Annotated in this window: 28 protein-coding genes and 2 tRNA genes; 3 read left to right on the top strand and 27 right to left on the bottom strand. The window is 44.9% G+C overall.

From position 1 onward, the window contains the following. Nucleotides 1-36: 36 nt before the first annotated feature. From pncA to RBH88_RS03935, 3 genes are all read right to left on the bottom strand, one after another. The gene (gene pncA / locus RBH88_RS03945; RefSeq protein WP_213701182.1) at nt 37-618 is read right to left on the bottom strand and encodes a bifunctional nicotinamidase/pyrazinamidase; all 582 of its coding nucleotides are present in this window, start codon (nt 616-618) and stop codon (nt 37-39) included. Nucleotides 619-654: 36 nt separating this feature from the next. Next, nucleotides 655-1,323, bottom strand: a complete 669-nt coding sequence (locus RBH88_RS03940; RefSeq protein ID WP_307879964.1) for a class I SAM-dependent methyltransferase — start codon at nt 1,321-1,323, stop codon at nt 655-657. A gap of 214 nt (nt 1,324-1,537) precedes the next feature. Then, nucleotides 1,538-1,614 (bottom strand) — tRNA-Arg (locus tag RBH88_RS03935). Nucleotides 1,615-2,097: 483 nt separating this feature from the next. Here RBH88_RS03935 and RBH88_RS03930 point away from each other — a divergent pair. Then, a complete protein-coding gene (locus RBH88_RS03930) occupies nt 2,098-2,829 on the top strand; it encodes a hypothetical protein (RefSeq protein ID WP_307879963.1) in 732 nt (243 codons plus the stop codon). A gap of 349 nt (nt 2,830-3,178) precedes the next feature. On the opposite strand, the gene RBH88_RS03925 is transcribed toward RBH88_RS03930, so the two are convergent. The 4 genes from RBH88_RS03925 to RBH88_RS03910 form a co-directional block, all read right to left on the bottom strand. Next, nucleotides 3,179-3,268, bottom strand: a tRNA-Ser gene (locus RBH88_RS03925). Between the two features lie 78 nt (nt 3,269-3,346). Continuing rightward, nucleotides 3,347-4,447, bottom strand: coding sequence for a SurA N-terminal domain-containing protein (locus RBH88_RS03920; RefSeq protein WP_307880071.1), 1,101 nt, complete (start codon nt 4,445-4,447; stop codon nt 3,347-3,349). A gap of 94 nt (nt 4,448-4,541) precedes the next feature. Then, the gene (gene polA / locus RBH88_RS03915) at nt 4,542-7,103 is read right to left on the bottom strand and encodes a DNA polymerase I (protein WP_213701185.1); all 2,562 of its coding nucleotides are present in this window, start codon (nt 7,101-7,103) and stop codon (nt 4,542-4,544) included. After that, entirely contained in the window at nt 7,100-8,722 is a 1,623-nt protein-coding gene (locus tag RBH88_RS03910) for a putative manganese-dependent inorganic diphosphatase (RefSeq protein ID WP_307879962.1), read from the bottom strand. Before RBH88_RS03910 ends, polA begins: the two co-directional genes overlap by 4 nt. A 142-nt stretch (nt 8,723-8,864) precedes the next feature. On the opposite strand from RBH88_RS03910, the gene gltX reads away from it, so the two are divergent. Further along, nucleotides 8,865-10,184 carry a glutamate--tRNA ligase gene (gene gltX / locus RBH88_RS03905; RefSeq protein ID WP_307879961.1) on the top strand — a complete coding sequence of 440 codons (1,320 nt, stop codon included), beginning with the start codon at nt 8,865-8,867 and terminating at the stop codon, nt 10,182-10,184. A 136-nt stretch (nt 10,185-10,320) separates the two neighbouring features. On the opposite strand, the gene RBH88_RS03900 is transcribed toward gltX, so the two are convergent. The 14 genes from RBH88_RS03900 to RBH88_RS03835 are packed head-to-tail and all read right to left on the bottom strand — an operon-like array spanning nt 10,321 to nt 18,793. Beyond that, the gene (locus RBH88_RS03900) at nt 10,321-11,148 is read right to left on the bottom strand and encodes a 4Fe-4S binding protein (RefSeq protein WP_307879960.1); all 828 of its coding nucleotides are present in this window, start codon (nt 11,146-11,148) and stop codon (nt 10,321-10,323) included. A gap of 14 nt (nt 11,149-11,162) precedes the next feature. Further along, entirely contained in the window at nt 11,163-12,158 is a 996-nt protein-coding gene (locus RBH88_RS03895; RefSeq protein ID WP_213691151.1) for a respiratory chain complex I subunit 1 family protein, read from the bottom strand. Then, nucleotides 12,155-13,393 carry a nickel-dependent hydrogenase large subunit gene (locus RBH88_RS03890; RefSeq protein WP_307879959.1) on the bottom strand — a complete coding sequence of 413 codons (1,239 nt, stop codon included), beginning with the start codon at nt 13,391-13,393 and terminating at the stop codon, nt 12,155-12,157. The genes RBH88_RS03895 and RBH88_RS03890 overlap by 4 nt, the downstream gene beginning before the upstream one ends. A gap of 12 nt (nt 13,394-13,405) precedes the next feature. After that, nucleotides 13,406-13,951 carry an NADH-quinone oxidoreductase subunit C gene (locus RBH88_RS03885; protein WP_213691149.1) on the bottom strand — a complete coding sequence of 182 codons (546 nt, stop codon included), beginning with the start codon at nt 13,949-13,951 and terminating at the stop codon, nt 13,406-13,408. Next, nucleotides 13,951-14,412: an NADH-quinone oxidoreductase subunit B family protein gene (locus tag RBH88_RS03880; RefSeq protein WP_213691148.1), complete on the bottom strand. Its 462-nt coding sequence runs from the start codon at nt 14,410-14,412 to the stop codon at nt 13,951-13,953. Before RBH88_RS03880 ends, RBH88_RS03885 begins: the two co-directional genes overlap by 1 nt. 11 nt (nt 14,413-14,423) lie before the next feature. Continuing rightward, the gene (locus tag RBH88_RS03875) at nt 14,424-14,765 is read right to left on the bottom strand and encodes a hydrogenase (RefSeq protein WP_213699875.1); all 342 of its coding nucleotides are present in this window, start codon (nt 14,763-14,765) and stop codon (nt 14,424-14,426) included. Continuing rightward, on the bottom strand, nt 14,765-16,330 hold the full coding sequence (locus RBH88_RS03870; RefSeq protein WP_213691146.1) for a proton-conducting transporter membrane subunit: 1,566 nt from the start codon (nt 16,328-16,330) through the stop codon (nt 14,765-14,767). The genes RBH88_RS03875 and RBH88_RS03870 overlap by 1 nt, the downstream gene beginning before the upstream one ends. After that, entirely contained in the window at nt 16,327-16,674 is a 348-nt protein-coding gene (locus tag RBH88_RS03865; protein WP_213691145.1) for a sodium:proton antiporter, read from the bottom strand. The genes RBH88_RS03870 and RBH88_RS03865 overlap by 4 nt, the downstream gene beginning before the upstream one ends. Next, a complete protein-coding gene (locus tag RBH88_RS03860) occupies nt 16,664-17,146 on the bottom strand; it encodes an MnhB domain-containing protein (protein WP_213691144.1) in 483 nt (160 codons plus the stop codon). Before RBH88_RS03860 ends, RBH88_RS03865 begins: the two co-directional genes overlap by 11 nt. Continuing rightward, entirely contained in the window at nt 17,143-17,415 is a 273-nt protein-coding gene (mbhE, locus tag RBH88_RS03855) for a hydrogen gas-evolving membrane-bound hydrogenase subunit E (protein ID WP_213691143.1), read from the bottom strand. Before mbhE ends, RBH88_RS03860 begins: the two co-directional genes overlap by 4 nt. Further along, nucleotides 17,412-17,675, bottom strand: a complete 264-nt coding sequence (locus RBH88_RS03850; protein ID WP_213691142.1) for a hydrogenase subunit MbhD domain-containing protein — start codon at nt 17,673-17,675, stop codon at nt 17,412-17,414. Before RBH88_RS03850 ends, mbhE begins: the two co-directional genes overlap by 4 nt. Then, the gene (gene mnhG, locus RBH88_RS03845) at nt 17,668-18,048 is read right to left on the bottom strand and encodes a monovalent cation/H(+) antiporter subunit G (protein WP_213691141.1); all 381 of its coding nucleotides are present in this window, start codon (nt 18,046-18,048) and stop codon (nt 17,668-17,670) included. Before mnhG ends, RBH88_RS03850 begins: the two co-directional genes overlap by 8 nt. A gap of 2 nt (nt 18,049-18,050) precedes the next feature. Beyond that, complete coding sequence (locus tag RBH88_RS03840) at nt 18,051-18,293, bottom strand: monovalent cation/H+ antiporter complex subunit F (protein WP_213691158.1); 243 nt, start codon at nt 18,291-18,293, stop codon at nt 18,051-18,053. Nucleotides 18,294-18,307: 14 nt separating this feature from the next. Next, nucleotides 18,308-18,793, bottom strand: a complete 486-nt coding sequence (locus RBH88_RS03835) for a Na+/H+ antiporter subunit E (protein ID WP_213691140.1) — start codon at nt 18,791-18,793, stop codon at nt 18,308-18,310. Between the two features lie 274 nt (nt 18,794-19,067). On the opposite strand from RBH88_RS03835, the gene RBH88_RS03830 reads away from it, so the two are divergent. Then, a complete protein-coding gene (locus tag RBH88_RS03830) occupies nt 19,068-20,000 on the top strand; it encodes a DMT family transporter (protein ID WP_307879957.1) in 933 nt (310 codons plus the stop codon). A 2-nt stretch (nt 20,001-20,002) separates the two neighbouring features. Here the strand turns inward: RBH88_RS03830 and RBH88_RS03825 are convergent, their stop codons facing one another. The 6 genes from RBH88_RS03825 to corA all read right to left on the bottom strand — a co-directional run bounded on the left by RBH88_RS03825 (nt 20,003) and on the right by corA (nt 26,251). Next, nucleotides 20,003-20,677 carry a hypothetical protein gene (locus tag RBH88_RS03825; protein WP_307879956.1) on the bottom strand — a complete coding sequence of 225 codons (675 nt, stop codon included), beginning with the start codon at nt 20,675-20,677 and terminating at the stop codon, nt 20,003-20,005. Between the two features lie 4 nt (nt 20,678-20,681). Next, nucleotides 20,682-22,580 carry a YgiQ family radical SAM protein gene (locus RBH88_RS03820; RefSeq protein WP_307879955.1) on the bottom strand — a complete coding sequence of 633 codons (1,899 nt, stop codon included), beginning with the start codon at nt 22,578-22,580 and terminating at the stop codon, nt 20,682-20,684. A 76-nt stretch (nt 22,581-22,656) separates the two neighbouring features. Beyond that, nucleotides 22,657-23,709 (bottom strand): hypothetical protein, encoded by a 1,053-nt coding sequence (locus RBH88_RS03815; protein ID WP_213691137.1) that lies wholly within the window; start codon nt 23,707-23,709, stop codon nt 22,657-22,659. Then, entirely contained in the window at nt 23,710-24,447 is a 738-nt protein-coding gene (locus RBH88_RS03810; RefSeq protein WP_213691136.1) for an NAD-dependent deacylase, read from the bottom strand. Further along, nucleotides 24,434-25,174 carry a 2-phosphosulfolactate phosphatase gene (locus RBH88_RS03805; RefSeq protein ID WP_213691135.1) on the bottom strand — a complete coding sequence of 247 codons (741 nt, stop codon included), beginning with the start codon at nt 25,172-25,174 and terminating at the stop codon, nt 24,434-24,436. Before RBH88_RS03805 ends, RBH88_RS03810 begins: the two co-directional genes overlap by 14 nt. 3 nt (nt 25,175-25,177) lie before the next feature. After that, the gene (corA, locus tag RBH88_RS03800) at nt 25,178-26,251 is read right to left on the bottom strand and encodes a magnesium/cobalt transporter CorA (RefSeq protein ID WP_213691134.1); all 1,074 of its coding nucleotides are present in this window, start codon (nt 26,249-26,251) and stop codon (nt 25,178-25,180) included. Between the last annotated feature and the right edge of the window lie 44 nt (nt 26,252-26,295).

Here is a 26,295-nt window from a genome sequence, read left to right as displayed (position 1 = left end):
CCTCCATAGTGAGGTCTTTTCTGCTATCTTTCGATTTTATGACTCCACTACTTCGTAACTTGTAGTGAGGAAAGCTCCCTTATTTTCAAGCTCTTCAAAGGCATGTCGACTATCATCTGGCTGTACGTTAACGCCTCTCATGCCATCTGTAATAACAAAGACCTCAAAACCTTCGTTCAAAGCGTCGAGAGCCGTACTCTTTACACAATAGTCTGTAGCCAGGCCACATACAAATACTCTCAATATAGACTGCTCTCGAAGCTTATGAAGCAGATCGGTTCCTTCAAAGGCTGAATAGGCGTCTTTATCTGGTGCGGTTCCTTTACTTACAATGACCGCTCTTTCAGGAATATATAAATCAGGATGGAAGGCTGCTCCCCTCTCGCTCTGAACGCAATGGGGAGGCCACGGGCCACCCTGCGCCTTAAAACTCACATGATCTGACGGGTGCCAATCTCTGGAAAAGTACACAGGAATATGCCGATTTTCGCAGTAACGAGAGAGGGCATTTATAACAGGAACAACATCGTCGCCACCAGAAACGGCCAATGCTCCTCCTTCACAAAAATCATTTTGCACATCAACAATTATGAGTGCGTCTCCTGTAGTTAAAGACATATAACCACCACCTTTAGCGGCTATTATAAAACCCTTCTACTTTTGAAGCACGAGGAAAAGGCTAGATTCATCGACTTCTTCAATTTTGTATCTGCAACCGCTCTCTTCGGCAAAACGTTGAAAATCTTCGAACGTATATGTGTTGGCTACGAATCCATCTTTACATTCAATATGGCCGTTTTTCGTCTTTTCCATATCAAGCTCACCAAGCAATCCCTTATCGGCCTGCTCTTGGAACCAAGCCACCCTATGATTCCAGAACTTCGCACTGTATGTGCTAAAATACGCCTTTCCTCCTGGGACGAGAACTTTAAGACTCTGATCTATAAGATTTTTTTCCTTTCCCTTTAAGGCGGAAATGCCATTCTGGAGGCAAAGGACAATATCGAAAGGCTCGTCGAACTGAAGATTGTGGGCATCCATCACCTTTATTTCGCAATTGGGGCAATCTTTCAGGTACTCTTCTCCTAATCTGACGGAATCTGGGGAAATGTCGATACCGACGAGGGTTCCTACATTCGGAGCAAGCTCTTTCATGACTCTTCCGTAACCGCACCCTAATTCCAGAACTCGTTCATAACCATGTAAATCACGGCGAACAAAGTTCAACTCTTCTCGAAAATACTGTTTTACCCTGTCGATCTTGGTATCGTAGACTTGGAACAATTTCATAGAATTGAGCTTTTCTGCATAATAATTACTCATTCCATCGCCTCCATGGCATAGTCAAGTTGGTGAATCAACATGCGTACAGACGCTAGAAAAGTACGGAATGAACGTCGTGAAGGTGGAAATTTAATGAACGCAAACATTATAGAGGGATGAGAAGAAAACTGTCAAACGTGTGTTTGTAGAATTAATGTGGCTGTTTTAAGGAACAAAAAAACCGCTCTTCGCATGAAGAGCGGTAATACGCAAATGGCGTGCCAGACAGGAGTCGAACCCGTGACCTTCGGTTCCGTAGACCGACGCTCTATCCATCTGAGCTACTGGCACGTTTATCTCGAACGCAGGAAATATTACCACGGAACGAGCATTCATGCAACCTTTAAAAGGTCTCTTTTATATTTTTTGTTCTTTTTTCTAGGTTTTATTCGTCATGTTTTTTGCTGCCGCTATTCCTTAAAATAGTTGCTAATTTTCTCATTGTCATGTTGATTGAACAAAATTCTTATACTTACCAATAACGCCATTAACTTTATATATTGCTTCATGAATTCGCTTAAGACCATGTTTCGTATTTTCTATATATTCTTCTGCTTTTCTTTGAAATAACTCCACATCACCTCTATAGTTATCAGCCCAATAAACATCCTTGTAATATAATTGACAAAAATAATCTAAAATTTTGACTGTTTATTACTATGAATTACGTTAATATTTCTAGTATTCCAAGACTACGATTCATATATAAAGCAATAAAGATGGAATTTTTTAATCGTTAACTCAAAATAAAATCTAAGAAGGAGATCGGTTACTATGAACATGGTTAATATAGATAAATATCCAGAAAGATGGGTTGCCTATTTTGATTTACTTGGTTTTAAAAATTTACTGAATGATCACAAAAAAGATCCTCAGTTTATTTTGGAAATTTATAATGATGTTCTTAAAGAACTAGATACTTCAGAAAACCAAAACCTTAGGAAAAAGAAGATTTTAGATTATTGTTGGTTTTCCGATACATTCTTGATTTGGTCAGAGAATAATGATGAGCACTGTTTTTGCAACCTTGAAAAAGCTACCTTTTGTTTTTTTACAGGCCTTTTAGAGAATATGGTCCCCGTTCGTGGAGCTATTGGTTATGGACCTTTTTATGCCGATAAAGCTCAATCTATTTACATTGGGCAAGCACTTATAGATGCATATCAATATACCGAAAATCAACAGTGGTTAAATTACGTTTTTACCCCTAATACAACTGACAAAATGCAAAAAGTCGGAATAGCCCCCCAAAAACTATTGAAATATGCACCTATCCCAGCTGACTTAAAAAATAAGATATACTCTGACAACAATTTAAGAAAAGGTATCGTTTACGCCTTTACATATTCTGCAGATGACACCCTGGGTAACTACATTTTTAATTATATAAATAATATGAAAAGAGAATGCAAAAGCAAACGCCAAAGAGATATACAAAAATATGAGAATTCACTTTCGTGGTTAGAAATGCAAAAAAAGAAATGGGTAGATATACAAAAAAAATAACATATTTCAACTGAGAATCATTTTAGTTAGAAGAATTCACACCTTATAAGCTAATTTTAATTATTTGAGTCGTTACGAGAAACACCTTTAAACTTATTTTTGTCATCTATTAAATCTAAAAAGCGTCCAGCTTCGGTATCTCGTTTTACCCAAAGACCGGATCTTCTTTGAAACTGCAAATGATCATTTACAGCCCTTTTTCTAAACTTCTTCTAGTATTTTTCGCCATATATTCATGCTTTTTGCATGTTTATGTTACATATACTACATGTTACCATAAATAAAGATACATATTGTTCAAGCATAAAAAAAGAACCCAGATAAATTATCTGGGCTCTACGTTATCTAATGGCGGAGAGAGAGGGATTCGAACCCTCGGGGGCGGTAAAGCCCCACTCACTTAGCAGGCGAGCGCCTTCGACCACTCGGCCATCTCTCCAAGACTGCGGGGTCTATTCTATTAAGGGAACCAGGTTCTGTCAAGCTTTTTAAAACTCATTTATTTCAGCTTTTCGCCTTAGTTCTTTTTATCTGCCTCTGTTTCGGTCTGAGACTCGGTTTTGCTTGCATTTTCATCGCCAGAAGCAGGCTTTGTTACTTCTTCAGCCGCCTTTTCCTCTACTGGTTGTGGGAATATAGACGGATCAAGTATTTTGATGGTAGCCCCTTCTTTAAGGCTGTTGATATATTTCATCTGTCCTTCTTCTTTTTTCTGATTCGTAAGTAAAGCTTTAATATCTTTGCTCACTTCGTCGAAGGAAAGGGTGCTCTTTTCCATGCTCTCTTTGTTGAGAACAACCATAACGTCGTTGCTGGTTATCTCTATTGGGGTAGCTACACCACCGACAGGAAGGTCTTTAATTCCCTCCATTTTATCTCTCAGATTCGATTCGGCAAGGAAGATAGGAGCATCATAAGGAACGCTCTCTTTAACATCTTCTGAGGCTACGTCTTTAAGAAGAGCATCCCACTTGCTGCTGTCGCTCTTCAGTCCTTCGTACACCTTTTCAGCCGATTCTTTGTTGGCGAAACGGGCAAAGACAACTTTTTTGCCTGCAGGACGTGTAAAGAAAACGGTTTTGCCCTTGTCATAAAAATCTTTAACCTCTTCAGGAGTTACAACTATGGAACCAGCAGACTGCTCAATAAGTTTCTGCTGAGAAAGCTGTGTCTGAATGCTGGCCTTCAATGCATCAAGTTTTATGCCATTATCATCAAGATGTTTCTGGAACGCCTCTTTTGTGGGAAACTGCGTGCTTATCTGCTTAACAACGTCTTCAACTTCCTGATCGGAAGCTTTTACGCCGCTCTTCTCCACAGCCTTGGCAAGTTCTGTCTGAATGGCCATGTTGTCTACAACAGCCTGACGAATAGCCATAAGATCGTTAGACGAAATTTCTTTTATATTATTTCTTTCTACATAATCCCGCACGTTTGCTTCTAGTGCGGAACGCATTACTTTTTTACCGCTAATCTCTGCCACCGCATAGTCGCGTATTCCTTCTTCTTTCGAAGACTCACGACGACCGCCGAAACCGTACATTCCAAAAATCGACAGCACAAAAACAACCACAAAACCCATCAGGATCCAACGCATATTTTCTCGTAATGAACGCATTATCAAAGCGAATCTGCCTCCCTTGACATATACCGATGCTAAATGCTAACGGCGTATTCTATCATAAAATCAAGCCCGTAGGCTACGTAAAAACCTAGACATTAGCGAGGGATTTTCCCCACTTGGTCTCTACCTTCAATGGCACAGAAAGTTTAGCCGCAGATTCCATTACATTTGCAAGCTCTTTTTCTATGCCTTCCCGTTCCTCTGCAGCGCATTCGCACACAAGAGAGTCATGAATCTGCAATACGAGATGAACGTTTTTGCGTCCCTCGAAATGATGGAAAAACTTGATCATAGCCATTCGGGCAATATCAGCCGCTGTTCCCTGTATGGGAGTGTTTACGGCTATGCGCTTCAAGGCTCCCCGGTCTCTCGGATTGACAGAGACTTCGTTGAGTGGCCGTATTCTGCCGAAACTGGTCATGGCATATCCACGTTGTCTAGCTTCTTTATAGCTTTCTTCAACGTAGTCTTTTACTTTAGGAAGGGCCTTGAAGTATTTATTGATAATATCTCCCGCCTCCTGCTGCCCTATTCCCAAACGAGCCGCCAAACCGTAGGAACTCATACCGTAAAGAATACCAAAATTTATAACTTTGGCAAAACGGCGAAGTTCAGGAGTAACAAGTTCCGGTTCGACGTTAAAGACCCACGATGCCGTTTCTGTATGAACATCCCGATGATCCTCAAAGGCCGATTTCAATCGCTTCTCATCGCAAAGATGGGCCAATACACGTAGTTCAACCTGTGAATAGTCTGCCGCAACATAGACATTCCCTTCATGCCGAGGAACCAGGCCTTCCTTGAGTCGAGTTGACCATTGCCCAAAAGCAGGGAGATTCTGAAGGTTGGGGTCTCTGCTGCTCAGCCGCCCTGTTCCCGTCGATGTGGATTCAAAGGTGCCGTGAATCAATCCTGTCTTTTCATTTACGGCACTCATGAGGGGATGGACAAAACCTGAGCGCATTTTAGAGAGTTCGCGATGTTCCAGAATAAGTTCTGGCACGATTTTCTCGGGAAGATCCATCTTTACAAGCTCTTCAAGAACCGTAACATCTGTGGAATAGCCTGTTTTTGTTTCTTTGATAGGCGGCATCTGCAATTTCTCGAAGAGAAGCCACGCTACCTGTTTGGGAGAGTTGAGATTGATACGCTCCCCGCCCTTTTCAGCGATGGTATTTTCAATGTCTGCAATTCGTTCTTCTAAATCTGTATCCAGACCTTCAAAGGTTTTTTTCTCAAGGCCAATGCCCCACGTCTCCATTTTCCACAATACGGGAACGATAGGCAGCTCAACCTGACGCATAAGGTCTTCCAGGCCACTGTAGTGAGAGATAGCGTTTCCAAGCTCATTTTGAACCCTCCAGAGCTGCCCCGCAACGTCAACTGGGTCAGAAACAGCCTCTGCCGCCCACTGCTCCGGTCCGTGGCTTTTGGCGTCAGGATGAAGAAGGTAGTGAGCAACCTGGGCGTCCCAGACATGGTCGTGTAATGGAACCTCTTCTTTGAAGAATGCCTGTGTCGTTTTATAGTCTGAGGTAATTACATTGCCTGTTTTCAACCATTTCGAGAGGGAATCAGGAATATGCTGAGCCTCGACGACTCCTCGCCAGAAGTGTCCATTCTGGGCCCGCAAGACAATGAGAGCTCTATTAAGATCCATGGGATAGGATCCTTCTGCCGCGCAGTAGAGAGCGAGTTCTTTTTCCTGAAGAACCTTTTCGAGATCGCCTTCCACAGCCTCTCCTATTTCAAGTTGCGGCTGCTCTTCTGATTCGTGGTGCGTTGAATTCCTTACTCGCTCCAATATTTTGTTCAGGCCCAACTGACGGCACATGTTTTCAAAGGTTTCGAAATCTACATCGGTCTGAACAAACTCTTCAACTGTCAAAGGCAAATCGCATTTGAGGCGTATGAGTTCGCGGCTTTTGAAGGCCAACTCTTTCGACGTAGAGAATTTCTTCTGCAAGCCTGGTTTGAGCTCTTCTATATGATCGTAAATATCTTCAAGGGATTTATATTGAGAGAGAAGCTTTTTAGCCGTTTTTTCTCCCACTCCGGGAACCCCTGGAATGTTATCGACACTGTCTCCAAGCAGTGCCAGATAGTCGGGCATTGCCGTCGGCGCGAACCCCCACTCCTCTTCAAAGGTTATTTCGTTATATTCGGTAAAGATGGTAATTCCTTTTTTAGGCCGGATGACGCGAACGCCAGGCTGAAGCACCTGGAGTATGTCTTTATCCGATGTCAGTGCAACGACATTAACGCCCAGGCGCGTAGCGCCACAGGCAGCGGAAGCAATAACGTCATCAGCCTCCACCCCATCTTTGACAACAACTTTTATACCCATAGCTCGGAGTAATTCCAGCAGAATGGGAACCTGTATCTTATACTCTTCAGGCGTAGGGCGACGTCCCATTTTGTATTCCGGATAGACATCGTGTCGAAAGGTTTTGCCAGGAGCGTCAAAGATAACCGCTGTCATGTCGGGATGGCATTCATCAATGGTTTTGAACATCATATTGACAAAGCCCAAAATGGCGTTTGTAGGCGTTCCGTCTGGTGCCGTAAGTTCTGGAAGGGCGTAAAAGGCTCTGAAAGCCAGAGCGTGCCCATCAACAAGTAAAATCGTTTTATTTTTCAGGGTATTCAACTCCTTTTAATTGACTCTATCAACTGGGGTATCACTTGCTTTTTCCTCGAAATCACATGGGGGAGATAGAAGCTTTCTCCATGTATTTCTATATCAAAAGCTCGGGAGATGAGTTCTTCGCGGTTTCCTACAAAGAGAAACTCGGATCCCTCATTAATAATATCCGTTAACATAAGTAAAAGCATATCATAGCCACCACGCGTTTTATATTCCTGCATAAAATCAAGAAGGCTTTTTTTATCGAAGTCCCGCTGTGTATTGTAAAAGAAAACCTGGCTAACGCCTATTTTAAAGTCCGCCACGTTGAAACTCTTATAGTCGGTGAAGAATATCTCTTCCGCCGTCTTTCCGCGCAGAGAGGTTCCAGCTTCGAACATGGAGCGGGAAAATGAGTCTATGTCTATGTTAGCCAGATCTGCCAATTCCTCCGCTGCCTCCATGTCTTCACTACTGCATGTGGGAGATTTGAACACGAGTGTGTCTGAGAGAATGGCAGCGCACATGAGTCCGGCAATAGATGAAGGAAGCTCGACACCAGAGTCTTTATAGAGGCTATATATAATGGTAGCCGTACACCCTACAGGACGATTGATGAAGACAATGGGCTGAAAGGTTTCAATGCTGCCGATACGATGATGATCTATTATTTCAAGTATCTGCGCCTGTTCGAGCCCTTCTATGGATTGTGTTTTTTCGTTATGATCCACCAAAATGACATTTTTACCCGTGGCCGTAAGAAGATGGCGACGGGAGAGCATTCCCACAGGAACTTTGTTATGCAGAATGGGGAAATGGCGATATTTATGTTTCAGCAACGAATCTTTTATATCGTCGAGTTCCTCATGGAGCGCAAAGGTAACCACCTTGTCAGTTCTGGCAATATACTCCACCGGAACGCTTCGCGCAATGCGTTTTACTGTCGAATAGAGATCGTAGGGAACCGTTATGAGATTGACTTTTTTCTCTCGGGCCAGCAATGAAATTTCGTCTGAAACAGCAGCTCCATCGGCAATGACAAGGGTGTGAATTTTGCTTTGCAGAGCCTGGATTTGAATTTCTTTTCTGTCACCGACAATGACGAGAGTCTTTCTGTCAAGATGCCTTTTGAGCGTTTCAGACTCCATTCCGGCTACAACAACCCTGCCATTGAAACTCATGTTGCAAGCAAAAAGTAATTCTCCACTCAACGTCTTTACTATATTTTTTAAAGGAATTTGAACATCTGAGAAGGTATCGCCCATCTCAAGGCTTGCCTTCGCTATGTCACCTAAGGTGACAAGTCCCAAAAAGAGGTTTTTTTCATCCACCACATTAACTGTCTTTATACTACTCTTTGACATAAGATTCCACACGTCAGAGAGAGGAGTTTTCATTTTTACATTTACTGGCTCATCGAAAGGTATGTCTGAAAGCTGTGTGTAAATGTTTTCGAGCATGATTGGCGTGGGTTCCTTGAAATAATCGAGAACGAATTTGGTTTCATTATTAGGCACACCAAGGCGGACAGGAATATAGCGGTTATTTTTAGAGACGGCACTTTTATAATGACTGTAAGCAATGGCCGAGCAGATAGAATCGGTATCGGGATTGACGTGCCCCAATATGTAGACTGTTTTCATTCGAAACCTCCTTCTGCGAAAGGGGAGATTACACCCTTTACATTATTTATATTATATTATTAGGAAGAAGTTTGAGAGAAATATTTAGAGAGCATGTATAATATCAAGGTTGGCTGATATTTGATACGAGGAGGCATTTTCAATGGACAAAGAAGTACGTGTCCGTTTTGCACCAAGTCCTACAGGTGCTTTGCACATAGGAGGCGGACATACGGCGTTGTTTAACTGGCTTTGGGCCAGACATACAGGCGGAAAGTTTATTCTCCGAATTGAAGACACAGACAGAGAACGTTCCACGAAAGAATACGAAGAGACAATTATGTCTGGAATGACGTGGCTAGGTCTTGATTGGGACGAGGGGCCGGATATTGGTGGCCCTGTAGGCCCCTATCGTCAGTCTGAACGCCTTGACATCTATCGCAAGTATGCTGAACAGCTTCTTGAAGAAGGAAAGGCCTATATGGACGGTCCTGCCATTATTTACAAGGTTCCTGAAGGAATCACTCTTGCTTTTGATGATATCGTATATGGTCATATTGAGGTCAAGAGCGAAACCCTTAAAGATATCGTTATGATCAAGAGTGACGGTATGCCAGCTTACAACTATGCGGTAGTTATCGACGACTACACCATGGGCATTAATTACGTTATTCGGGGAGAGGATCATATTTCCAATACTCCCAAGCAGTTGCTTCTCTACAAGGCTCTCGGATGGGAGCCCCCTCAGTTTGCCCACCTTCCCATGATTCTCGGCAAAGACAAGAAGAAGCTTTCGAAACGTCATGGTGCTACAAGCGTTTACGAATATAGAGATATGGGATATATGCCCGACTCCGTCTTTAACTTCCTGGCCATTTTAGGTTGGTCAATTGGAGACGATCGCGAGGTTTTCTCCCGCGAGGAAGCCACGAAATGTTTTGATTTGAAGCGGGTTAACAGACGTGCAGCCGTCTTTGATATGGACAAGCTCAACTATATTAACCAGGAACATCTTAAAGAGCTTGATCCCATGGTTCGCCTCGATATGGTCGAGCCTTTCTGGAAGGAAGCTCAGCTTCCTGTCGAGGAACATACGCGAGAATTTCTTGCTGGAGCCCTGGAGCTTATGGGCGGACGAGGTCGTACAGCGAAGGAACTCGCTGAGTATTCCGATTACTTCGTTTCTTTCGAGCCTGTAAAGGCACGCTACAACGGTAGCGATGTTCCCGAGGAAGACAAGGATATGCTTCGTTCTTTCTTCGGAGAACTCTTGAAGATAGATCCATGGGAAGCCGAGCCTATGGAGGAATTAGCACGCAATTGGGCTGCTGAAAAAGACGTGAAAATGAAGAAGCTGGCTATGCCTCTGCGTTGGGCACTGACTGGCGTGAAGGTAAGCCCGGGGATCTTTGAGGTAGCTGAATATCTCGGACGCGACGAAGTGCGTCAGCGTCTGGCTCACTACGGTCTTGTAGAAGCGTAAGAGCTACAACAACTTCGTGGCGTTAAAAATAAGAGCATAAAAAAGATGGGGTTTCTTCTAGAAACCCCATCTTTTTATTTGTTCTGTTATGGCAACGAGCTGCGCAACTACACAGCTTTATTTTCACTGTGCCTCGTTATTTTTTCTTGCCGTTTTTCTTGTTGTTTCCGTTACCGTTCTTTTTCTTGTTACCATTTTTGTTGCCGTTCTTGCCGCCGTTTTTCTTGCTGCCCTTTTTGCTTTCGGCAGCTTCTTTCTGAGGGGCAGCTTCCTGTTTTTCGACAGGTTTCTCTGTAGGTTTCTCCTCTACCTTTTTCTCCTCTTTCGGAGTAACCGGCGCAGAAGATGCCTCAGCCTGATGAATCGCCTGCTTCGGGCAGAGTTCAGCACACTTGCCACAGCCTACACATTTATCCTTGTCGATAACATGAGGTTTCTTCAACTCGCCAGAGATAGCGTTGACGGGGCAATTGCGAGCACACTTTGTGCAGCCAATGCACTTTTCCTCGTCGACCTCATATTTCACAGGAGTTTCTTCCACTTCGTCTTCTTTCTTCTTCGTACCAGAATCGACAACGACCTGGGCCTTTCTATCGTAAGAAGAGAGCAGGAATGCGTCAGATTCAGTAAGACACTTCACAGGGCAGATTTCCGTACACTGAGCACAGAAACAGCAACGATCGACATGAATCTGTATCTTCTTTTCATCCTCAAGGTAAGTTATGGCATTCGCAGGGCACACTCGTACACAAAGTTTGCAGCCAATACAACGCTCTTTGTCATAATCGATTCGGCCCCTGAAATAGCCCTTCGGCTCCACTGGAGGATGAAGTTGTATTTTTCCCTCTTCTGCCGCTTTGAGGGCATCAGTCAGAGAGTCTGGCATAGATGGCACAGGAAAGGGATTGGTAAAGACCTTAGTAACCCATTGACGCAAAAGCTGCAAAGACATTCGGTTAAGCATCGTCCTCCCCCTTCCTAAAGCAATACATCTATAGACATGAGAATCATGCCTGCCAAAGAAAGTCCGGCAATTTTAATCCAGTAGAACTGAGACGCCTGCCAGATCTTCAATCGTCCAAAAGCTGTTCGTATAAAGGTAACGCCGAAGACCTGCATGACGAAGACCTTTACCCAGAACCAGAGGAAATCCACGACAAAGAGCATGGTTCCGTTCAGATTCAAGAGTTTGCCGAGAGAGAAAGGAACAAAGAGCGCCACAATAATGGCAGACATGGCCAAAGCTCTCAGAGCAAAGGTGATCTTGAACATGGCCAAGTTCGTTCCCGAATACTCGATGATAATACCTTCGAGTATCTCCGTTTTGGCCTCTGGAATATCCATAAATCCTTTTCCCGTCTCACCTGGAACGACCATGAGCAACGCCGCAAAGAGGCAGAGAAGACCGAGAATACCCATCTTGCCTACAACATTCCACATGGGCATTCCGATGAAAGTCTCAAGGCTAAAGGGTTGTCCTGGTACGCCATGTTTATAGGCCACCCAGGCCATTGTGGAAATAACAACGGCAAGGGGCAGCTCGTAGCTCATCATGAGGATCATCTCACGCTGAGCGCCGACGTTTGCAATTGGGTTTCCGCTGGAGAAACCACCTACGGCCATAGCCACGCCTGAAAGGCTGAGAAGGTAAATGATGAGAATCATATCGCCTTCAGTGCCAAGAATGGGCGGCAAAGATCCGATAGGAATATAAAGGAAGAGCAACAGCATGGTCGCCATGGCAACCCATGGAGCTCCGTTGAAAGCCCATTTTACAGCTCGTCGGGGAACGATGTTCTCTTTCCCCAGAAGCTTCAGAATATCGTAGAAAGGCTGAAAGAGCGGAGGTCCCCACCGTCGCTGCATTTTGGCATGAATAACACGGTCAGCTCCGTCGAAGAGAACGGCTACTACCGATACAAGCAACATAAGGGCTATGCCTGCCACCAGTTTCATTACCATATTGATAATCATGCCTTTCTCAGCCTCCTCGTCTTCTCTCTGCTCATTTCCAACAGTTGATTTTTCGAGTAGACTTCTCCAGCCTTATCGCTATTGCCTGTAATCAGGGTTCTTTCCATACATGATATACAGGGGTCAACGCTGTTAATAATCAGAGGGGCATCTGCCAACTCATTATTCCTGAACATCAACGGCCATGAGATGGCATTGGAATAAGTCGGGGCTCGCACTTTCCACCAGTAGACGTGCTCGTCTCCGCCTTTGAGACGAATGACGTGAGTATCGTCACCGCGAGGAGCCTCAATGCATCCCCAGCCTTCTCCATCTGCCGCCTTTAAGACGTTCAGCACTTTGACCAGATTCTTTTCGAAGACAATGTCTCCTTCAGGCAATCCTTCGATGATTTTTTCAATAATATCGAGTGATTGATAGAGTTCAAGAACTCGTACCAGGAAACGATCGAATACGTCACCATATGCCTTTCCAAAGTAATCCTGAGGAACGATGGGTTTTACGTCGAGATCTGCATAGGCTTCGTAAGGTGCTGACCAGCGAAGGTCGCAACGTACGCCGCTGGCACGGGCTGTAGGACCGAGGGCACAGTAGCGCATGGCCTCGTCGTATGTCAGAACGCCAACGTGTCGCATTCTGGCCTTTGCAACTGGATCCTCTGTTACTACGTCGTAGAATGCGCCAAGTTCGTTTCTGTAATATTGGATCATGTCTTTAATGACGTTGATTGTTTCGGGAGTGAGGTCCCAGCGAACGCCACCGACTGTTCCAACACCATAATTGACGCGGTTTCCTGTATAGGATTCAAGTACATCCATAACTTTTTCGCGCAACAGCATTCCAAGATGGAAGGCCGAGTCGAAACCTATGGAATAACATGCCACTCCGGCCCACAGGGCGTGAGAGTGAATTCTTTCGAGTTCAAGCACGAGAGATCGGATGTACTGGGCACGCGGTGGCACCTCTATCTGAGCCGCATCTTCAACAGCTCTCAAGAAAGCTGTGATGTGGCTGAAGGAGCATATTCCACATATACGCTCTGAAAGATAGATGACCTGAATAGGGTTGCGATCCCGTGCCATATATTCGATTCCGCGGTGAATTGCACCGGGACGGACCCGTGCATCAACTATTTTTTCGCCGTCAAGGTCGAGCCATGCCGTGATAGGTTCTTTCAAACCGACATGGACAGGGCCTATAGGAACTTTATATGTATGAGTTTTTTCGCTCGCCATTGTTGTCTCCTCCTAAGAGAGCATCCTAACGTCATCAACATCAGGACCTGTCTCATCTCTGCGCCACGGCTTGATAGACTCATCCCAATCTTCCGGAAGAAATACAAGGGCTTTATTTTGAAGTCCATCAAAATCGACTCCAAGCATTTCGCGCATTTCCCGCTCGCTGTACTCCACTCCTGGAATAGTATCGAAAAGGGACGGCATAACCAGGTCTTCTTTAGGAACCGGAACACTGACAGTTACGCCCAACCTCTTTCCGCGACCAGCCACTCGGAAGAGAGTGAAATGATAGTTCAGCGTGATTACATCTCCATCGTCATTTCCAGAAAGAACGTGGAAGTGAAGGAAATCGTAACCAAAAAGGAACTCTACAAGAGAAAGGAATTTTTCTCTCGGAACAGTGAGCCACAGCTGATGGAAAGATACAGCCTGTTCTTTGCCTGCACGATGTTCTCGTACGTCTTTAACGACATCTTCACCAAAAGACTCTCGAAGAGATGAGAGAATTTCTTCTAAAGAATAGGAATCCTGCGTATAGTTCTTCGGAGTTCTCATTATTTCTCAACACCTGCCTTAAGCAGCTCTTCCCTTTTCGCTTCAAGCTTCAGAACTGCTTTCGCAACTCCCTCTATTATGGCCTCTGGACGAGGGGGGCATCCATGTACATAGACGTCTACCGGGATAATATTATCGACGGGACCTTCAAGGTTGTACGATTTGTAGAAGACATCTCCCGATGCTCCGCAGTTTCCAACGACAACTACAACCTTGGGATCCGGTATCTGATGATAGATCCGCAGCAGTCTGTCTTTCATATACTTCGTAACAGGCCCGGTAACTACGAGAACGTCGGCATGGCGCGGTGTTCCTACAAGTTTCATTCCAAAGCGTTCTATGTCGTAGCGCGGGCTGATTGTCGCCACTATTTCAATATCGCAGCCATTACATGATCCTGAGTTACAGGTCATAACCCAAAGTGATTTGGGAAGTATTTCAAGATATTTTTCCAGCCTCATCTTCCAGCCTCCTATACAACGAGGATCAACGCGGCTATAAGTGCAGCAGTGACAACGTAATATCCGACATAGTCGCGGATATGACCACTGTGCATGGCGATAAGAACTTTGTAATAAGGTTCAAGCGCCTTCCTAAAGCCCCAATAAGAAGAACTGGCCGGCACTGAAATTTCTGCCCCATCTTCGGGAACAGGGTTTCCAGACCAATAGATTTCATCTTGCTCAGTTCCTTCTTTATAGTCACGCCGTCCAATAGATCGAAGCCAAAGGGCAAAGAACGAGGCTATGAAAAAGAAGATCAGCCAGGATATAACATCCCAGTAGCCAAATCCTGTGAAGACCTTATTCCACATTACAGCCCACCTCCCATAATAGCTCCAATATATCCACCCTGATCGACCAAGGCTTTAGCCGCCGGCTCTACGAGGTTAGAGAGAACCCACGTGGGGAATAGTGTGAGAAGCACGATAGCCAGCGTTAAAATGGCCATTCCCATAATCATGCTGGTGGGAACTTCTTTTACAGTTGCGAAGCATGCTTTTTCCGGACCAAGGAATGCAGTCTGGAAAACTTTTACGAAGGAAGCCAGCGTAAGTATCGATGTCACGAGAGCAGCCACGGTGAAGAATGGATGGACTGCGAATACTGACTCGTAAATAAGCAATTTCGATACAAAACCATTAAAGGGAGGAAGTCCCGAAATGGCAGCTGCCGCTATGGCAAACATAAAGGTCGTGTATGGCATCTTTCTGGCCAGACCGCCGAGTTTGTCGAGGTCACGGGTTCCTGTAGCGTAGTAGAGAGCACCGGCAGTAAGGAACAAAAGGGCTTTGTACATGGTGTAGTTGAAGATGTGGTATACGCCGCCCTTAATAGCCGTAAAGCCGTAATCGGCCATGGCCTGAGGGTTGCCCAGTGCTAAAAGTCCGACGCCAAGGCCAAGAAGCATATATCCAACCTGAGAGATGGAGTGATATCCCATGAGTCGCTTGACTTCATGCTGAACAACGGCCATGGATACACCGAAGAACATGGAAGCAGTTCCGAAGATGACAATAACCCAGGGAATAAAGGTGCTTCCGATGGTTGCTCCATACAAACTGAAGCAGACTCTCATCAAACCGTACAAAGATGCCTGGCTGACAGCAACAAGAAGACAGGTTACCCCAGCAGGAGCCTCTGCATAAGCGTCAGGCATCCACATGTGCATGGGGAACGTTCCACACTTCGTAGCCAAGGCCACAACCAGAAAGGCCAGCACAAACTTTTCGGCAAAACCGAGGTGAAGCATACTCGCCACTCCAGCCATATTTAAGACATTGTAACGTCCGTAGAGGGTTCCTATGGCAATAAGAACCATCATGGCCGAAAGCTGCGAGATCAACATATATTTGAAACTGGCTTCTATTGCTTCCGGTTTATCTCTCCAGAAGGCGATCAAACCGAAGGAAGCCACCGATGCAATCTCGAGAAAGACAAAGAAGTTGAAGAGGTCACCGGTGATCATGAGCCCCAACATACCTGCCGTCAGAAGGAAATAGAGTGACGTAAAGCGGTTCATTCCCGTGAAACGATCCATAAACTGAACCGAATAGACTGCACCTGCAAAAGAAACGATGGAACCGGCAAGGGCCATGAACGCACTCATTCCGTCTATCTCAAGAATGATTCTTACGGGATACGTCATGCCTGACGGAAGAGCCAGGGTTGCTTTTTCAGCTCCCATAACGTAAACCATTACGCCGTTGGCTCCAACATACTTCCAAATAAAGAAGGCCAGAACCAACGTTAAAAATGAAATGCTGACCATCCAGACATTTCGCAGCGTCTTTCCACCTAAAGAGAATAGGGGCGTTGCGAAGGCGCCTAAGAGAGGAATGGCCAGAATTAGTGCTGGTAGATGTTCTTGCCAGTTCATCCTCGCAACCTCCGTATCTCGTCAATATTCAACGTTCCATAATGGCGATAAAGAAGCATAATCAGCGATAGCATAAGAGCTGTTGTCGCCATAGCAATAACAATGGCCGTCAGAGTCAGAGCCTGAGGAGTGGGCAATACCATGAGTTTCTCGCCTCCAGCAAGGAACCGCACAGGAATGGCGCCTCCCGACCTATATCCCAACGCGATAAGGAACATATTCGTTGCGGACTCTATAATGCTGACTCCGATAGCGATCTTAACGAGGTTCTTCTCAGTAAGCACTGCGATAAGCCCCATCAGAAAAAGAACACCCACAATGAGAAAAGGAGCATTACCGATCATGACCGCTCTCCCCTCCTATCTCATAGTTATCGAAAAGGTGTATTCCTTTAAACATATAAATCAAAAGAAGGGATAAACCTCCTGTAACTTCTATTCCTACTGCAATATCCATTAAAGCAATGGTTCCTGAAGGAGGAATAATACCATGACCGGTCTTAGCCACTTCTGCGGCGGGAATGGCAACAAAGTTATAGAAGAAGGATGTAGGCATTCCCATAAAACCTAAAATAATGAAACAGAGAAGCCCAAAAATGAGCATTCCGTTATATATGCTCTCGTTAAGCCAGAGAGAGAGTCTGTTCCATCCATAGGCAACAAGTAAAAGAGCCAGGAAGGTTGCGACAACGGCACCACCCTGAAAACCTCCGCCGGGAGTAACGTCGCCGTGTATGATTACGTAGGCTCCGAAGATGATCAAGAACCAGGCAAAAATATCACAGCCTGTTCGGACTACAACAGATAGAGGCTTCATTTCTTTTTGCCTCCTTCCCTGAAAAGAGCTGTAACGGAACAAACTGCTGTGAAAAGAACGGCAGCTTCTCCTATAGTATCGAATCCACGAAAGTCGAAAACGATCGATGTAACAGCGTTTTCCGATGAACGATCTTTTATTGCGTGTTCAAGGAAATAGTCGTCCATAGCAACCTGTCCAGGATCTCCAAAGGGATGGATTGCATCGAGACCACCCCAAACCAAACCGCCAAGAACTAAAGCTGCAACGATAAAGATTGTCTTTTTCACCGGATATCACCTCCGGTTTTACTCCGGGCCTTACCGCATCCTCTCAAGGCCACAATGTATATGGCAGTGTTCAGACCAGCGCCAATTGCCGCTTCTGCGATTGCTACGTCGGGAGCGTGCAAGAGATAAAACTCCACTGAAAGCACAAGGCTAAACACTCCTAAAGCTATCACCGACGACAAAAGGTCTCTGAACCAAATAGCAAAAAAAGCCGATATAACGAGCAACGTGAGGATGGCAATATGAAAAACTTCACTCACTGACAACACCACCTTTACGCTCCTCTTCTTCTGCAAGGCGATCAACCACAGCCATTTTAGGAACAACTCCGCTTCTGTGGGCGGCACGGGCAATAGCATGAGCCCCAGTCGCATTCGTAACAAGAAGAACCATAACGGCCACAAGAGCGTGAATAATTAATACGGCAAACCGACTCTCCCCACCCTGATGCAAACGAAAAGCTGCATATACTACAACAGCCAACGACGTAAAAATACTTCCAAAGGTAGTACACTTCGTAGCTCCGTGAAGCCTCGTGTACACGTCTGGAAATCTATACAGTGATATGGCCCCTAATGTGTTGAAAATGAGACCGATTATAATCAAAATTCCGATAGCATATTGTTCTGCCATTTCTACATTCCCCCTTCGATAAAACGGGCGATAAACATTGTTCCCACAAAAGAAAGGGCAGCATACACAATAGCCACGTCGACCATAACCACTGAATCAAAGACAGCTGACAACAAAATCATCATCGCAACAACCAGGGTATTAACCGTATCGAGGGCAACAGCTCTATCCGGTATTGTTGGTCCAGCTATAAGGCGGCCCAAAATAACGATAGCAACTATACCCAACACTACGGCTCCCCACATTAATAGCTGAATACTCAATCCGCTAACCTCCTTGCCCAATGTGCAAAAGACCCATACACCTGCTTTTCGTCTGGAGACACGTCCAGAACATTGATCCAATGGATATAGAAAGCACCATCATCGTCCACATCCACTGTCAGTGTGCCTGGAGTCAACGTAATCGAATCAGCAAGTATGGTCTTTGCTAAATCACTTTTCAGGCCAGGTTCAAGCTTGACTATTCCAGGATTGATGTGGCCGGTAATAACTCTCATCGCCACATCGAAATTCGCCTTGATGAGCCCTATTGCAAAAGGAACGCAAACGTAATAAACAAAAGTGATCCAGCGCAAAGGATTCAACGCCCTGAAACTGAAAGGTTTTGAGGGGTTCCATGTATGGGAAGCAAAAGCAAGTATAGTAGCAAGAATTAAAGCAATACCTATCTCTACTACATTGATCGTGCCTCCAGACCATACAAGCAACAGATACATTAGAAAGGATGTGACAAAAACAAACAAGCATTACACCCCCTTGCATTGAGAATGTGAAACGCGCATACATTATACTCTGTCCAACTTTCTTTTGTAAATAAAAGTTTCATTTAATACAAGGTGCACAAAACTCCTTATCATCACATTCAAGACGATGTTATCTTCCTGTAGTTGTTTTGTTAAATTTATAACTATTGCAACTCTTAACTATAGTTTATAATTCGTATGCCAATGAAATTAAGCGGTGTGTGTTAAAATCTCAGTGTCAAGAACGTATAAAATGAATTGGAGTGACAAAATAATGTCTTGGATGACTCGACATAAAGTTTTACTTGCCGACAGCGCCCTCGTTCTTATTGCATTATTCTGGGGCTTTGGTTTTGTTGCGATGAAAGATGCTCTGAATAGTTTTACCCCCTATTGGTTACTTGCCATCCGCTTTACTGCGTCTTTCGTTCTTATGTCTCTTATTTTCAGAAAGCGTTTGCAAAAGCTGAAAGCCAACGATATAAAAGCCGGCCTTCTCGTAGGGCTTTTTCTCTTTCTCGGGTTCGCTACCCAGACAATCGGCCTAAATTACACAACGGCCGGGAAACAGGCATTTATAACGGCAACATACGTTGTCATTGTTCCGTTCCTTTCGTGGGCTCTTAAAAAGATATTTCCGGGGTATATTTCAATTATTGCGTCTCTCATATGTCTGGGAGGAATGGGACTCCTTACCCTTCAAGGGAACGGAGACGCCTTCTCCAATCTGAACTACGGAGACTTTCTCACACTATTCTGCGCACTCTTTTTCGCATGCCATATACTTGCCATTGAACGCTTTGCCCCGAAAATGGATCCTCTCGCCCTGGCCACTCTTCAAATTGGAACTACCGCGCTGCTTAGTTTCATAAGCGCCATACTTCTCGAAGAATGGCCTGGTGCAGCAATAGCTCCAAGCGCATGGTGGAGTATTGCCTTTACCGTGCTTCTTTGTACTGTCTTTGCTCTTTCTGTACAAAATGCAGCTCAGAAATTCACGCCGTCCACCCACGCGTCCATTTTGCTGAGCCTGGAATCTGTATTCGGAGCCCTGTCTGGAATTCTATTTCTTGGCGAAATCTTTACTCCTCAGATGGTGCTTGGGTGCTCTCTCATCTTTTTCGCCGTCTTGCTCACCGAAACAGGCCCTATTTTGTTTCAACATGCAGCAACTTTTGTTGCAAAGATAAAAGCGATGAATAATTAAGACTATTTTCTATCTTTAGAAGATATATCGCAAGAGATAATGTCATCAGAAACTACTTCTTCTGATGACTTTTTTGTTTTTTCAGGGTCGGGCGGTAATTTGCCAAGGAGCTTTATTCGATCTGCTGGTATAGTGAAATTAAGACTCACCTTACTTCCAGATACACCAAGATCGGCATCTGCTATTTCAGCATCCACGCCAGGTAAGACATCAATAGCGTCTTGCATGGCGTCTTTAGCCTCATCTTCTATTGACTGTTTGATCTTTTTCCCTTTCTCTATGAGATCGTCAGCTACAGGAATAGAAACCACTTCATCTTTAGGCGTTTCTTTCGGTTGTATCTGAGCTTTTAGATCGCGAAGTTCCTCTTCCCTTGTTTTTTGTTTGGGAAGAACCTCCTGTGGAGGGTGTTTTATTTCCACCTTAGGAATTGGCTCCTGCTCAGTTTGAGGAGCGGCTATTATGTTTTGTCCAGGTTTCGTTGGCTGAGAAGAAGACGGAAGATTGACCGTATCTTTCGGAGGCTTGCTTTCAACTGAAGAAGCATTGAGCTGAGGCCGCGGCTGAGCCTGCTCCTGAATGCCTCTCTCTTCACGCGTATTCAAATACCATAGACTGCCTGCCATAGCAGCAAAGAAAGCAAATACACAAGCTAAAAGAAAAGAATACTTTCTCATCTCTCTAGCGCCCCCTTTTGGGCTTGCTCCTTCTGAAGTTTTGTCTGGAACTCCGCCTCACCTTCTGCTTTCCACCACTTTGTTTTACGCCACCTTGTTTTTCCTCCCCCTTTTCTGGAGGAACAAGACATTTTTCATCACAACCAATGAGATCTTCACGACCTGCAATTCGTAAGGCTTCTCGTACCAATTTGTGATTCGAAGGGTTGCGATATTGCAAGAGAGCACGTTGCATTTTTCTTTCTTGGTTGCTTTTGGGCACATAGACCGGTTCTCCAGTTAGAGGGTTCAGCTCTGTGTAATACATGCACGTCGAAAGGCTTCCCGGCGTCGGAATAAAATCCTGCACCTGCTCGGGCATAAAGTTCAGATCACGAACAAATTCCGCAAGCTCTATCGCCTCTTTCAGACCAGCTCCCGGATGGCTCGATATAAAATACGGCACGAGATATTGTTTCTTTCCAATTTTCTTATTCATCTCTTCGTACTCTCTCATGAAGCGCTCGTAAACGCGCCGTCCCGATTTGCCCATCAACTCGAGCACCGTATTTGAAACGTGTTCCGGAGCAACTTTAAGCTGACCGCTGATATGATATCGGCATAATTCTTCAAGGAAACCGCTTTTTTTGTCTGCCAAGAGGTAGTCGAATCGAATGCCCGACCGTATAAAGACCTTCTTGATGCCTGGAATGGCCCGTATCTTACGCAACAAGTCAATGTAAGATTCATGGTCGACATGTAAGTTCTTACACGGCGCAGGAGCCAGACATTGCTTGTTTTTACACGTTCCTCGTCTCAACTGATCATCACACGATGGTCTATTGAAATTGGCTGTCGGACCTCCCACGTCATGAATGTACCCCTTAAAACCGGGACGCTTCGTGAGAAGTTTCGCCTCTTTCAGCACTGATTCTTCAGAGCGACTCTGTATCATTCGTCCCTGATGAGAGGCTATGGCACAAAAAGCACAACTGCCAAAGCACCCTCGATGGGTAGTAATGCTGAATTCCACTTCTTTAATGGCTGGAACCCCACCGTATTTTTCATACATGGGATGCCACGTTCGCATGTACGGAAGTTCGTAAACAGCATCGAGCTCCGCCGCCGTCATGGGCATTGTCGGGGGATTCTGCACAACGTAAAAGTGTTCATGTTGCTGTATAACTGTCTTTCCCCGTATGGGGTCTTGCTCCAGATATTGAAGGCGAAATGCCTCTGCAAAGGCCTTCTTATCCTTGTTTACCTTTTCAAAGGAAGGACATTCCACATAATCCCAGAGCCTCTCAAGACTTTCTGTTTTGTAGCATGTCCCCTGAATATCTCTGATTTCTGAAACTGGAATTCCGTCTCGCAAAAGCTCTGCTATATGTACTATCTGTTTTTCTCCCATCCCATAGACAAGTAGGTCGGCCTGGCTGTCTATGAGAATGGAACGTCGTACTGCATCTGACCAATAATCGTAGTGGGCGAAACGGCGCAAACTTGCTTCGATGCCGCCAATGACTATGGGAATATCTTTCCAAAGTTCACGAATACGGTTGCAATAGACAATAGTCGCCCGATCTGGACGTCTGCCGGCCTTTCCCCCTGGAGAGTAGCTGTCAGTGCTTCTGCTCTTCTTGGAAGCCGTCAGCTTATTCAACATTGAATCGAGGTTTCCAGCGGCAACGAGAACGCCCAACTTAGGACGTCCCAACCGCGCAAAATCCTTTGTATCGTGCCAGTCGGGCTGAGCGATAATTCCTACTTTGAAACCAGCACTTTCTAAAACACGACTGATTATGGCGTGTCCAAAGCTGGGGTGGTCTACATAAGCGTCACCGCTGATGAAAAGGAAATCAAAATCCTTCCACCCTCTGTCTTTCATATCTTTTCGAGAAACAGGTAGAAACGTATGCGTCAAAAAACTCTCCTCAATTCTAAAGTTCCTTTAGTAGTAGAAGTATTCTACCACAGGCTTCAATACTAAGTAGGGTATATTAATCGTCGTCTCTCTGAGGTATTTTCTCGAGTATGGCCTCTTCTATATCCTGTATCTCCGCACATTCTCTCTCATCGAGAGCAGCCATGACTTCTTTACGGAATGCCATAGACAAAGTTGTGCGAGGCCGTTCACGCTCACTTCGAGGAACAATCTCTCCGCCAGGCACATCGCCCCACGATATTTTTTTCCTGTTGTGGTAAAGATCCAGGTCGACAAAACGCTGACCATCTTCCGTGTATTCAAGTCCCATAAGAGCTCTTTTGACCATAAAGGGTTCAAGGAAAGTCAAAATACGAATACAGTAAACGGGTACAGGCATAAGAATATGGGCATAGTCCTTACCCCACCCTTCGCCGATAACCATACAGACTTCAAGTCCCTCAAGGGCAAGACGCAAACGGCGGGTGTGAAGCCAGTACTGTTTATCCGCGTCGTACAGGCGTACTTCCATAACGTTCCAGTCACGGTTATTCAGTCCCGCGTTGAAATAATGAAGAGCTCTGCTATTGAGACGTTTAAAAAGCTCTTCAAAGGGCATATCTATAAACAGCCCTTCTTCTAAGAGATCGCCTCGTTGAAAGGCAAGGCCTTTTTTCAACGATTTTTCAGTGAAGCAGACAGGAACACCAGGGTTTTCAGAGGCAAAGACAAGATTGGAACCAATTTTATCCAGCCGCCCTCCGAAATCGTTCTGTATCTCTTTCAATACAGTACGATAATCGCCGAAAACCCTGAAGAAGATGACTCTCGGCAGACGTTCTGCGTACTCAATCATGGTCGTAGCTTTTTCGTTGATAATACGTTCGAGTATTTTATCGGGGTGGCTTGTTGTTACAAGAACAACAGGCGGTATTTCATCGCTTTCGTTCATGTTTTTTACGATGAGACCGGCCTGCCCCTGTTCCACTGATCCGAGGGTTTCTTCGAAAGATTTGCCTTCAAGGGAGATGATTTCTGCTTCAAAATTGTTTTGAAGCCACTCTACAATAGCCTCCTTAGCCCCTTTCAGTATTAACAAAGGAGCTCCCTTTCTGATGACATTGATCATTTAAAAGCCCCCTTCTCCGTAGAGAATATGGTGTATTTCCTTTAATACATCGACAAGATTTTCATGAATGACAAAAGATGCTACTGAATCAAATTGCGTGGTCTCTTTATTGATAATCACAAGTTGAGCACCGTTACGGTAGGCATCAACAGGAAAGAGGTTGGCAGGAGAAACGTTAAGAGACGACCCAAGCACTATAAAGAGATCGCAGGTCGTCGAAAGTTTCCTTGCTTCCTCCATGGGGCCTTCTGGTAAAAGTTCTCCGAAAAGAACAACGCCGGGGCGTAAATCGCCGTCGCACATGGGGCACGTTTCCTGTTCCAGCAAGAGGTCTGAGGAAAAGACCTGCATGCAGCGTCTGCACTGCACGTTGCGAAGAGAACCGTGAAGTTCTATGACGTTCATGCTTCCCGCTTCCTGGTGAAAGCCGTCAACATTCTGAGTAATAACACCTTTTACAAGATTATGTTTCTCCCACTCTGCCAAAATGTGATGAGCAGCATTGGGAGCTGCCCGTTTAACGGATTTTATTCTATACCGGTAAAATTCCAAAAACGCCTGTCTGTTCGTATTCATGGCCTCTACAGAAGCAAGAGCCATTGGGTCATAATGAGTCCACAACCCTTGGGATGATCTGAAATCGGGAAGTCCAGATCTAGTGCTCGTTCCAGCTCCCGAAAAGACGACTGCTTTCCGAGCAGTTGTTAAACACTCGGCAAGTTTTTCATATTGGATCATCACAATCCCTCCTGAGGACTAACGCTTCACTTTTATAAAGACACGCTACTGTACGTGTCACGTCGATTTGACTCGCAAACAGAATATCTGACTCCATATTCAGTTCATAAAGACTTTTGGCGTGTTCAGCTTTGTTCAGGGCGTTCAGAAGATCTCTTTCTGCATAATTCCACATAGCAAGAGCTGTTAAAGCTCCGTCTCGGAGAACAAGGGATGAATCTTTTTTTTGCAGCATATGGACCAACATTCCGGCACATGCTCCGTCATCGAAGGCAAGTCGGCCATATCGGCCAGCACAAAGTATGGCCAATTCAGTTCCGCTTTTCCACAGTTTCTCTATGGCTGCCGTTGCATTTCTGCCACAAGCTACCCATACTGGAACTCCCGTCTCTGCCGCCTTCTGCAAGGCTAAAGTACCATTCGTGGTTGTCATAACACCTGACGGACGACGTGCCAGAAGTTCTTTAGACAAATCGAGTGGCGAGTTTCCAAGATCGAAACCTTCTGGAGAAAGAGCGTTTCTTTCTCCCATGAGAAGAGTTGCCTCGCCTCGCTCTTTTTTTAAACGAAAGGCTTCCTCCAATGTAGCTACCGGAAAAAGCTCGGTTCCGCCGTTGTCAAAAAAAGTAGTAATCGTTGTCGATGCCCGAAGTATATCGATAACGAGCCATCCATCGGCCTCTGGCAGTTCTTCTGCTGGAGAAAGCACCACATCGATTCTTTTCATGGGCTATAACCACTTCTTTCTCTTAAACCAGTACATCATGACCAAAGCAATACATGCCATGAGAATCCAGACAAAGGGATACCCCCAATGCCATTCAAGCTCTGGCATATATTTGAAATTCATTCCGTACACACCAACGATGAATGTTAATGGAATAAAAAGGGTTGCTATAACTGTAAGAACTCTCATGACTTCGTTCATGCGGTTGCTTATGGAAGAGAGATACAAGTCAAGCATTCCAGAGACAGTTTCCCTGAAATTTTCAACAGTATCAATGTTTTGTATAACATGATCGTAGAGGTCGCTGAAATAGGTTTGTGTCTGCGACTGGACAAGAATATGTTCGGTTTTTCGTATAGAGCTCACTGCTTCGCGCAGAGGCCAAACGGCATGTCTTAACGTAAGAAGTTCTCTCTTCATTCTGTAAATAGAGCGCACTGTTTCCTGGTCGGGATGAGTGAGCAACAGTTCTTCTGTCTCCTCGACCTGCTCTCCGATCTTTTCTAAAATGACGAAATAATTGTCCACAACAGAATCCATGAGAGCATAGAGAAGGTAATCAGCGCCAAGTTTTCTAAAGCGCCCTGCCGTATTGCGTATGCGTTCTCGAACTGAATCGAAAACATCTCCCTTACGCTCCTGAAAAGAGATGACGAGATTCTCTTTCAGAATAAAACTGACCTGTTCAATAGTGAGAGCTCCCGTCTCTTCATCTAGATCAAGCATCTTAAGAACGATGTAGAGGAAATCATCGTATTCATCAATTTTAGGACGCTGCTCCGTGTTAAGAATATCTTCAAGAGCAAGGGGATGAATAGAAAACTTTTTTCCTATCTGCTCTATCAATGCCGTGTCGTGAAGTCCCACAACATCAAGCCACTCTATGCCTTCTGTCTTTATCTCTTTGTTTTCGTACTCCGTGAAATTCGATAAAGACTTTTCTTCAAGAACGTCTGTTCCATAGTGAATCAGATGTAACCCCACTTCTCCCTCTCTTTTCTCACCTACATGAATAAGAGTACCGGGAGGGAGTCCCGCTTTTTCAGATCGGCGACGATGCTTTTGTTTGAAAACCATATGCATCTCTCCTTCAAAAGAGATTCTTTATCTAGGAGCCAAAC

It is taken from the genome of Aminobacterium sp. MB27-C1, assembly GCF_030908405.1.
Taxonomy (GTDB): domain Bacteria; phylum Synergistota; class Synergistia; order Synergistales; family Aminobacteriaceae; genus Aminobacterium.
This window is presented reverse-complemented; position numbering and strand designations above follow the sequence as displayed.

Bases quoted from the DNA above. Each gene is read 5' to 3' on its own strand.
- RBH88_RS03920 (WP_307880071.1), bottom strand. From the start codon at position 4,447: ATGCGTTCATTACGAGAAAATATGCGTTGGATCCTGATGGGTTTTGTG.
- RBH88_RS03885 (WP_213691149.1), bottom strand. From the start codon at position 13,951: ATGAGAACTCCGAAGAACTATACGCAGGATTCCTATTCTTTAGAAGAA.
- mnhG (WP_213691141.1), bottom strand. From the start codon at position 18,048: ATGGCAGAACAATATGCTATCGGAATTTTGATTATAATCGGTCTCATT.
- RBH88_RS03810 (WP_213691136.1), bottom strand. From the start codon at position 24,447: ATGATCCAATATGAAAAACTTGCCGAGTGTTTAACAACTGCTCGGAAA.
- pncA (WP_213701182.1), bottom strand. From the start codon at position 618: ATGTCTTTAACTACAGGAGACGCACTCATAATTGTTGATGTGCAAAAT.
- RBH88_RS03930 (WP_307879963.1), top strand. From the start codon at position 2,098: ATGAACATGGTTAATATAGATAAATATCCAGAAAGATGGGTTGCCTAT.
- RBH88_RS03825 (WP_307879956.1), bottom strand. From the start codon at position 20,677: ATGAGAAAGTATTCTTTTCTTTTAGCTTGTGTATTTGCTTTCTTTGCT.
- RBH88_RS03805 (WP_213691135.1), bottom strand. From the start codon at position 25,174: ATGAAAAGAATCGATGTGGTGCTTTCTCCAGCAGAAGAACTGCCAGAG.
- RBH88_RS03840 (WP_213691158.1), bottom strand. From the start codon at position 18,293: ATGTGGGGAGCCGTAGTGTTGGGTATAGTTGCTATCGTTATTTTGGGC.
- corA (WP_213691134.1), bottom strand. From the start codon at position 26,251: ATGGTTTTCAAACAAAAGCATCGTCGCCGATCTGAAAAAGCGGGACTC.
- RBH88_RS03815 (WP_213691137.1), bottom strand. From the start codon at position 23,709: ATGATCAATGTCATCAGAAAGGGAGCTCCTTTGTTAATACTGAAAGGG.
- RBH88_RS03940 (WP_307879964.1), bottom strand. From the start codon at position 1,323: ATGAGTAATTATTATGCAGAAAAGCTCAATTCTATGAAATTGTTCCAA.
- RBH88_RS03875 (WP_213699875.1), bottom strand. From the start codon at position 14,765: ATGTGGAATAAGGTCTTCACAGGATTTGGCTACTGGGATGTTATATCC.
- RBH88_RS03900 (WP_307879960.1), bottom strand. From the start codon at position 11,148: ATGCTTAACCGAATGTCTTTGCAGCTTTTGCGTCAATGGGTTACTAAG.
- RBH88_RS03830 (WP_307879957.1), top strand. From the start codon at position 19,068: ATGTCTTGGATGACTCGACATAAAGTTTTACTTGCCGACAGCGCCCTC.
- RBH88_RS03860 (WP_213691144.1), bottom strand. From the start codon at position 17,146: ATGAAGCCTCTATCTGTTGTAGTCCGAACAGGCTGTGATATTTTTGCC.
- RBH88_RS03895 (WP_213691151.1), bottom strand. From the start codon at position 12,158: ATGATTATCAATATGGTAATGAAACTGGTGGCAGGCATAGCCCTTATG.
- RBH88_RS03870 (WP_213691146.1), bottom strand. From the start codon at position 16,330: ATGAACTGGCAAGAACATCTACCAGCACTAATTCTGGCCATTCCTCTC.
- RBH88_RS03880 (WP_213691148.1), bottom strand. From the start codon at position 14,412: ATGAGGCTGGAAAAATATCTTGAAATACTTCCCAAATCACTTTGGGTT.
- RBH88_RS03910 (WP_307879962.1), bottom strand. From the start codon at position 8,722: ATGAAAACAGTCTACATATTGGGGCACGTCAATCCCGATACCGATTCT.
- gltX (WP_307879961.1), top strand. From the start codon at position 8,865: ATGGACAAAGAAGTACGTGTCCGTTTTGCACCAAGTCCTACAGGTGCT.
- RBH88_RS03890 (WP_307879959.1), bottom strand. From the start codon at position 13,393: ATGGCGAGCGAAAAAACTCATACATATAAAGTTCCTATAGGCCCTGTC.
- RBH88_RS03865 (WP_213691145.1), bottom strand. From the start codon at position 16,674: ATGATCGGTAATGCTCCTTTTCTCATTGTGGGTGTTCTTTTTCTGATG.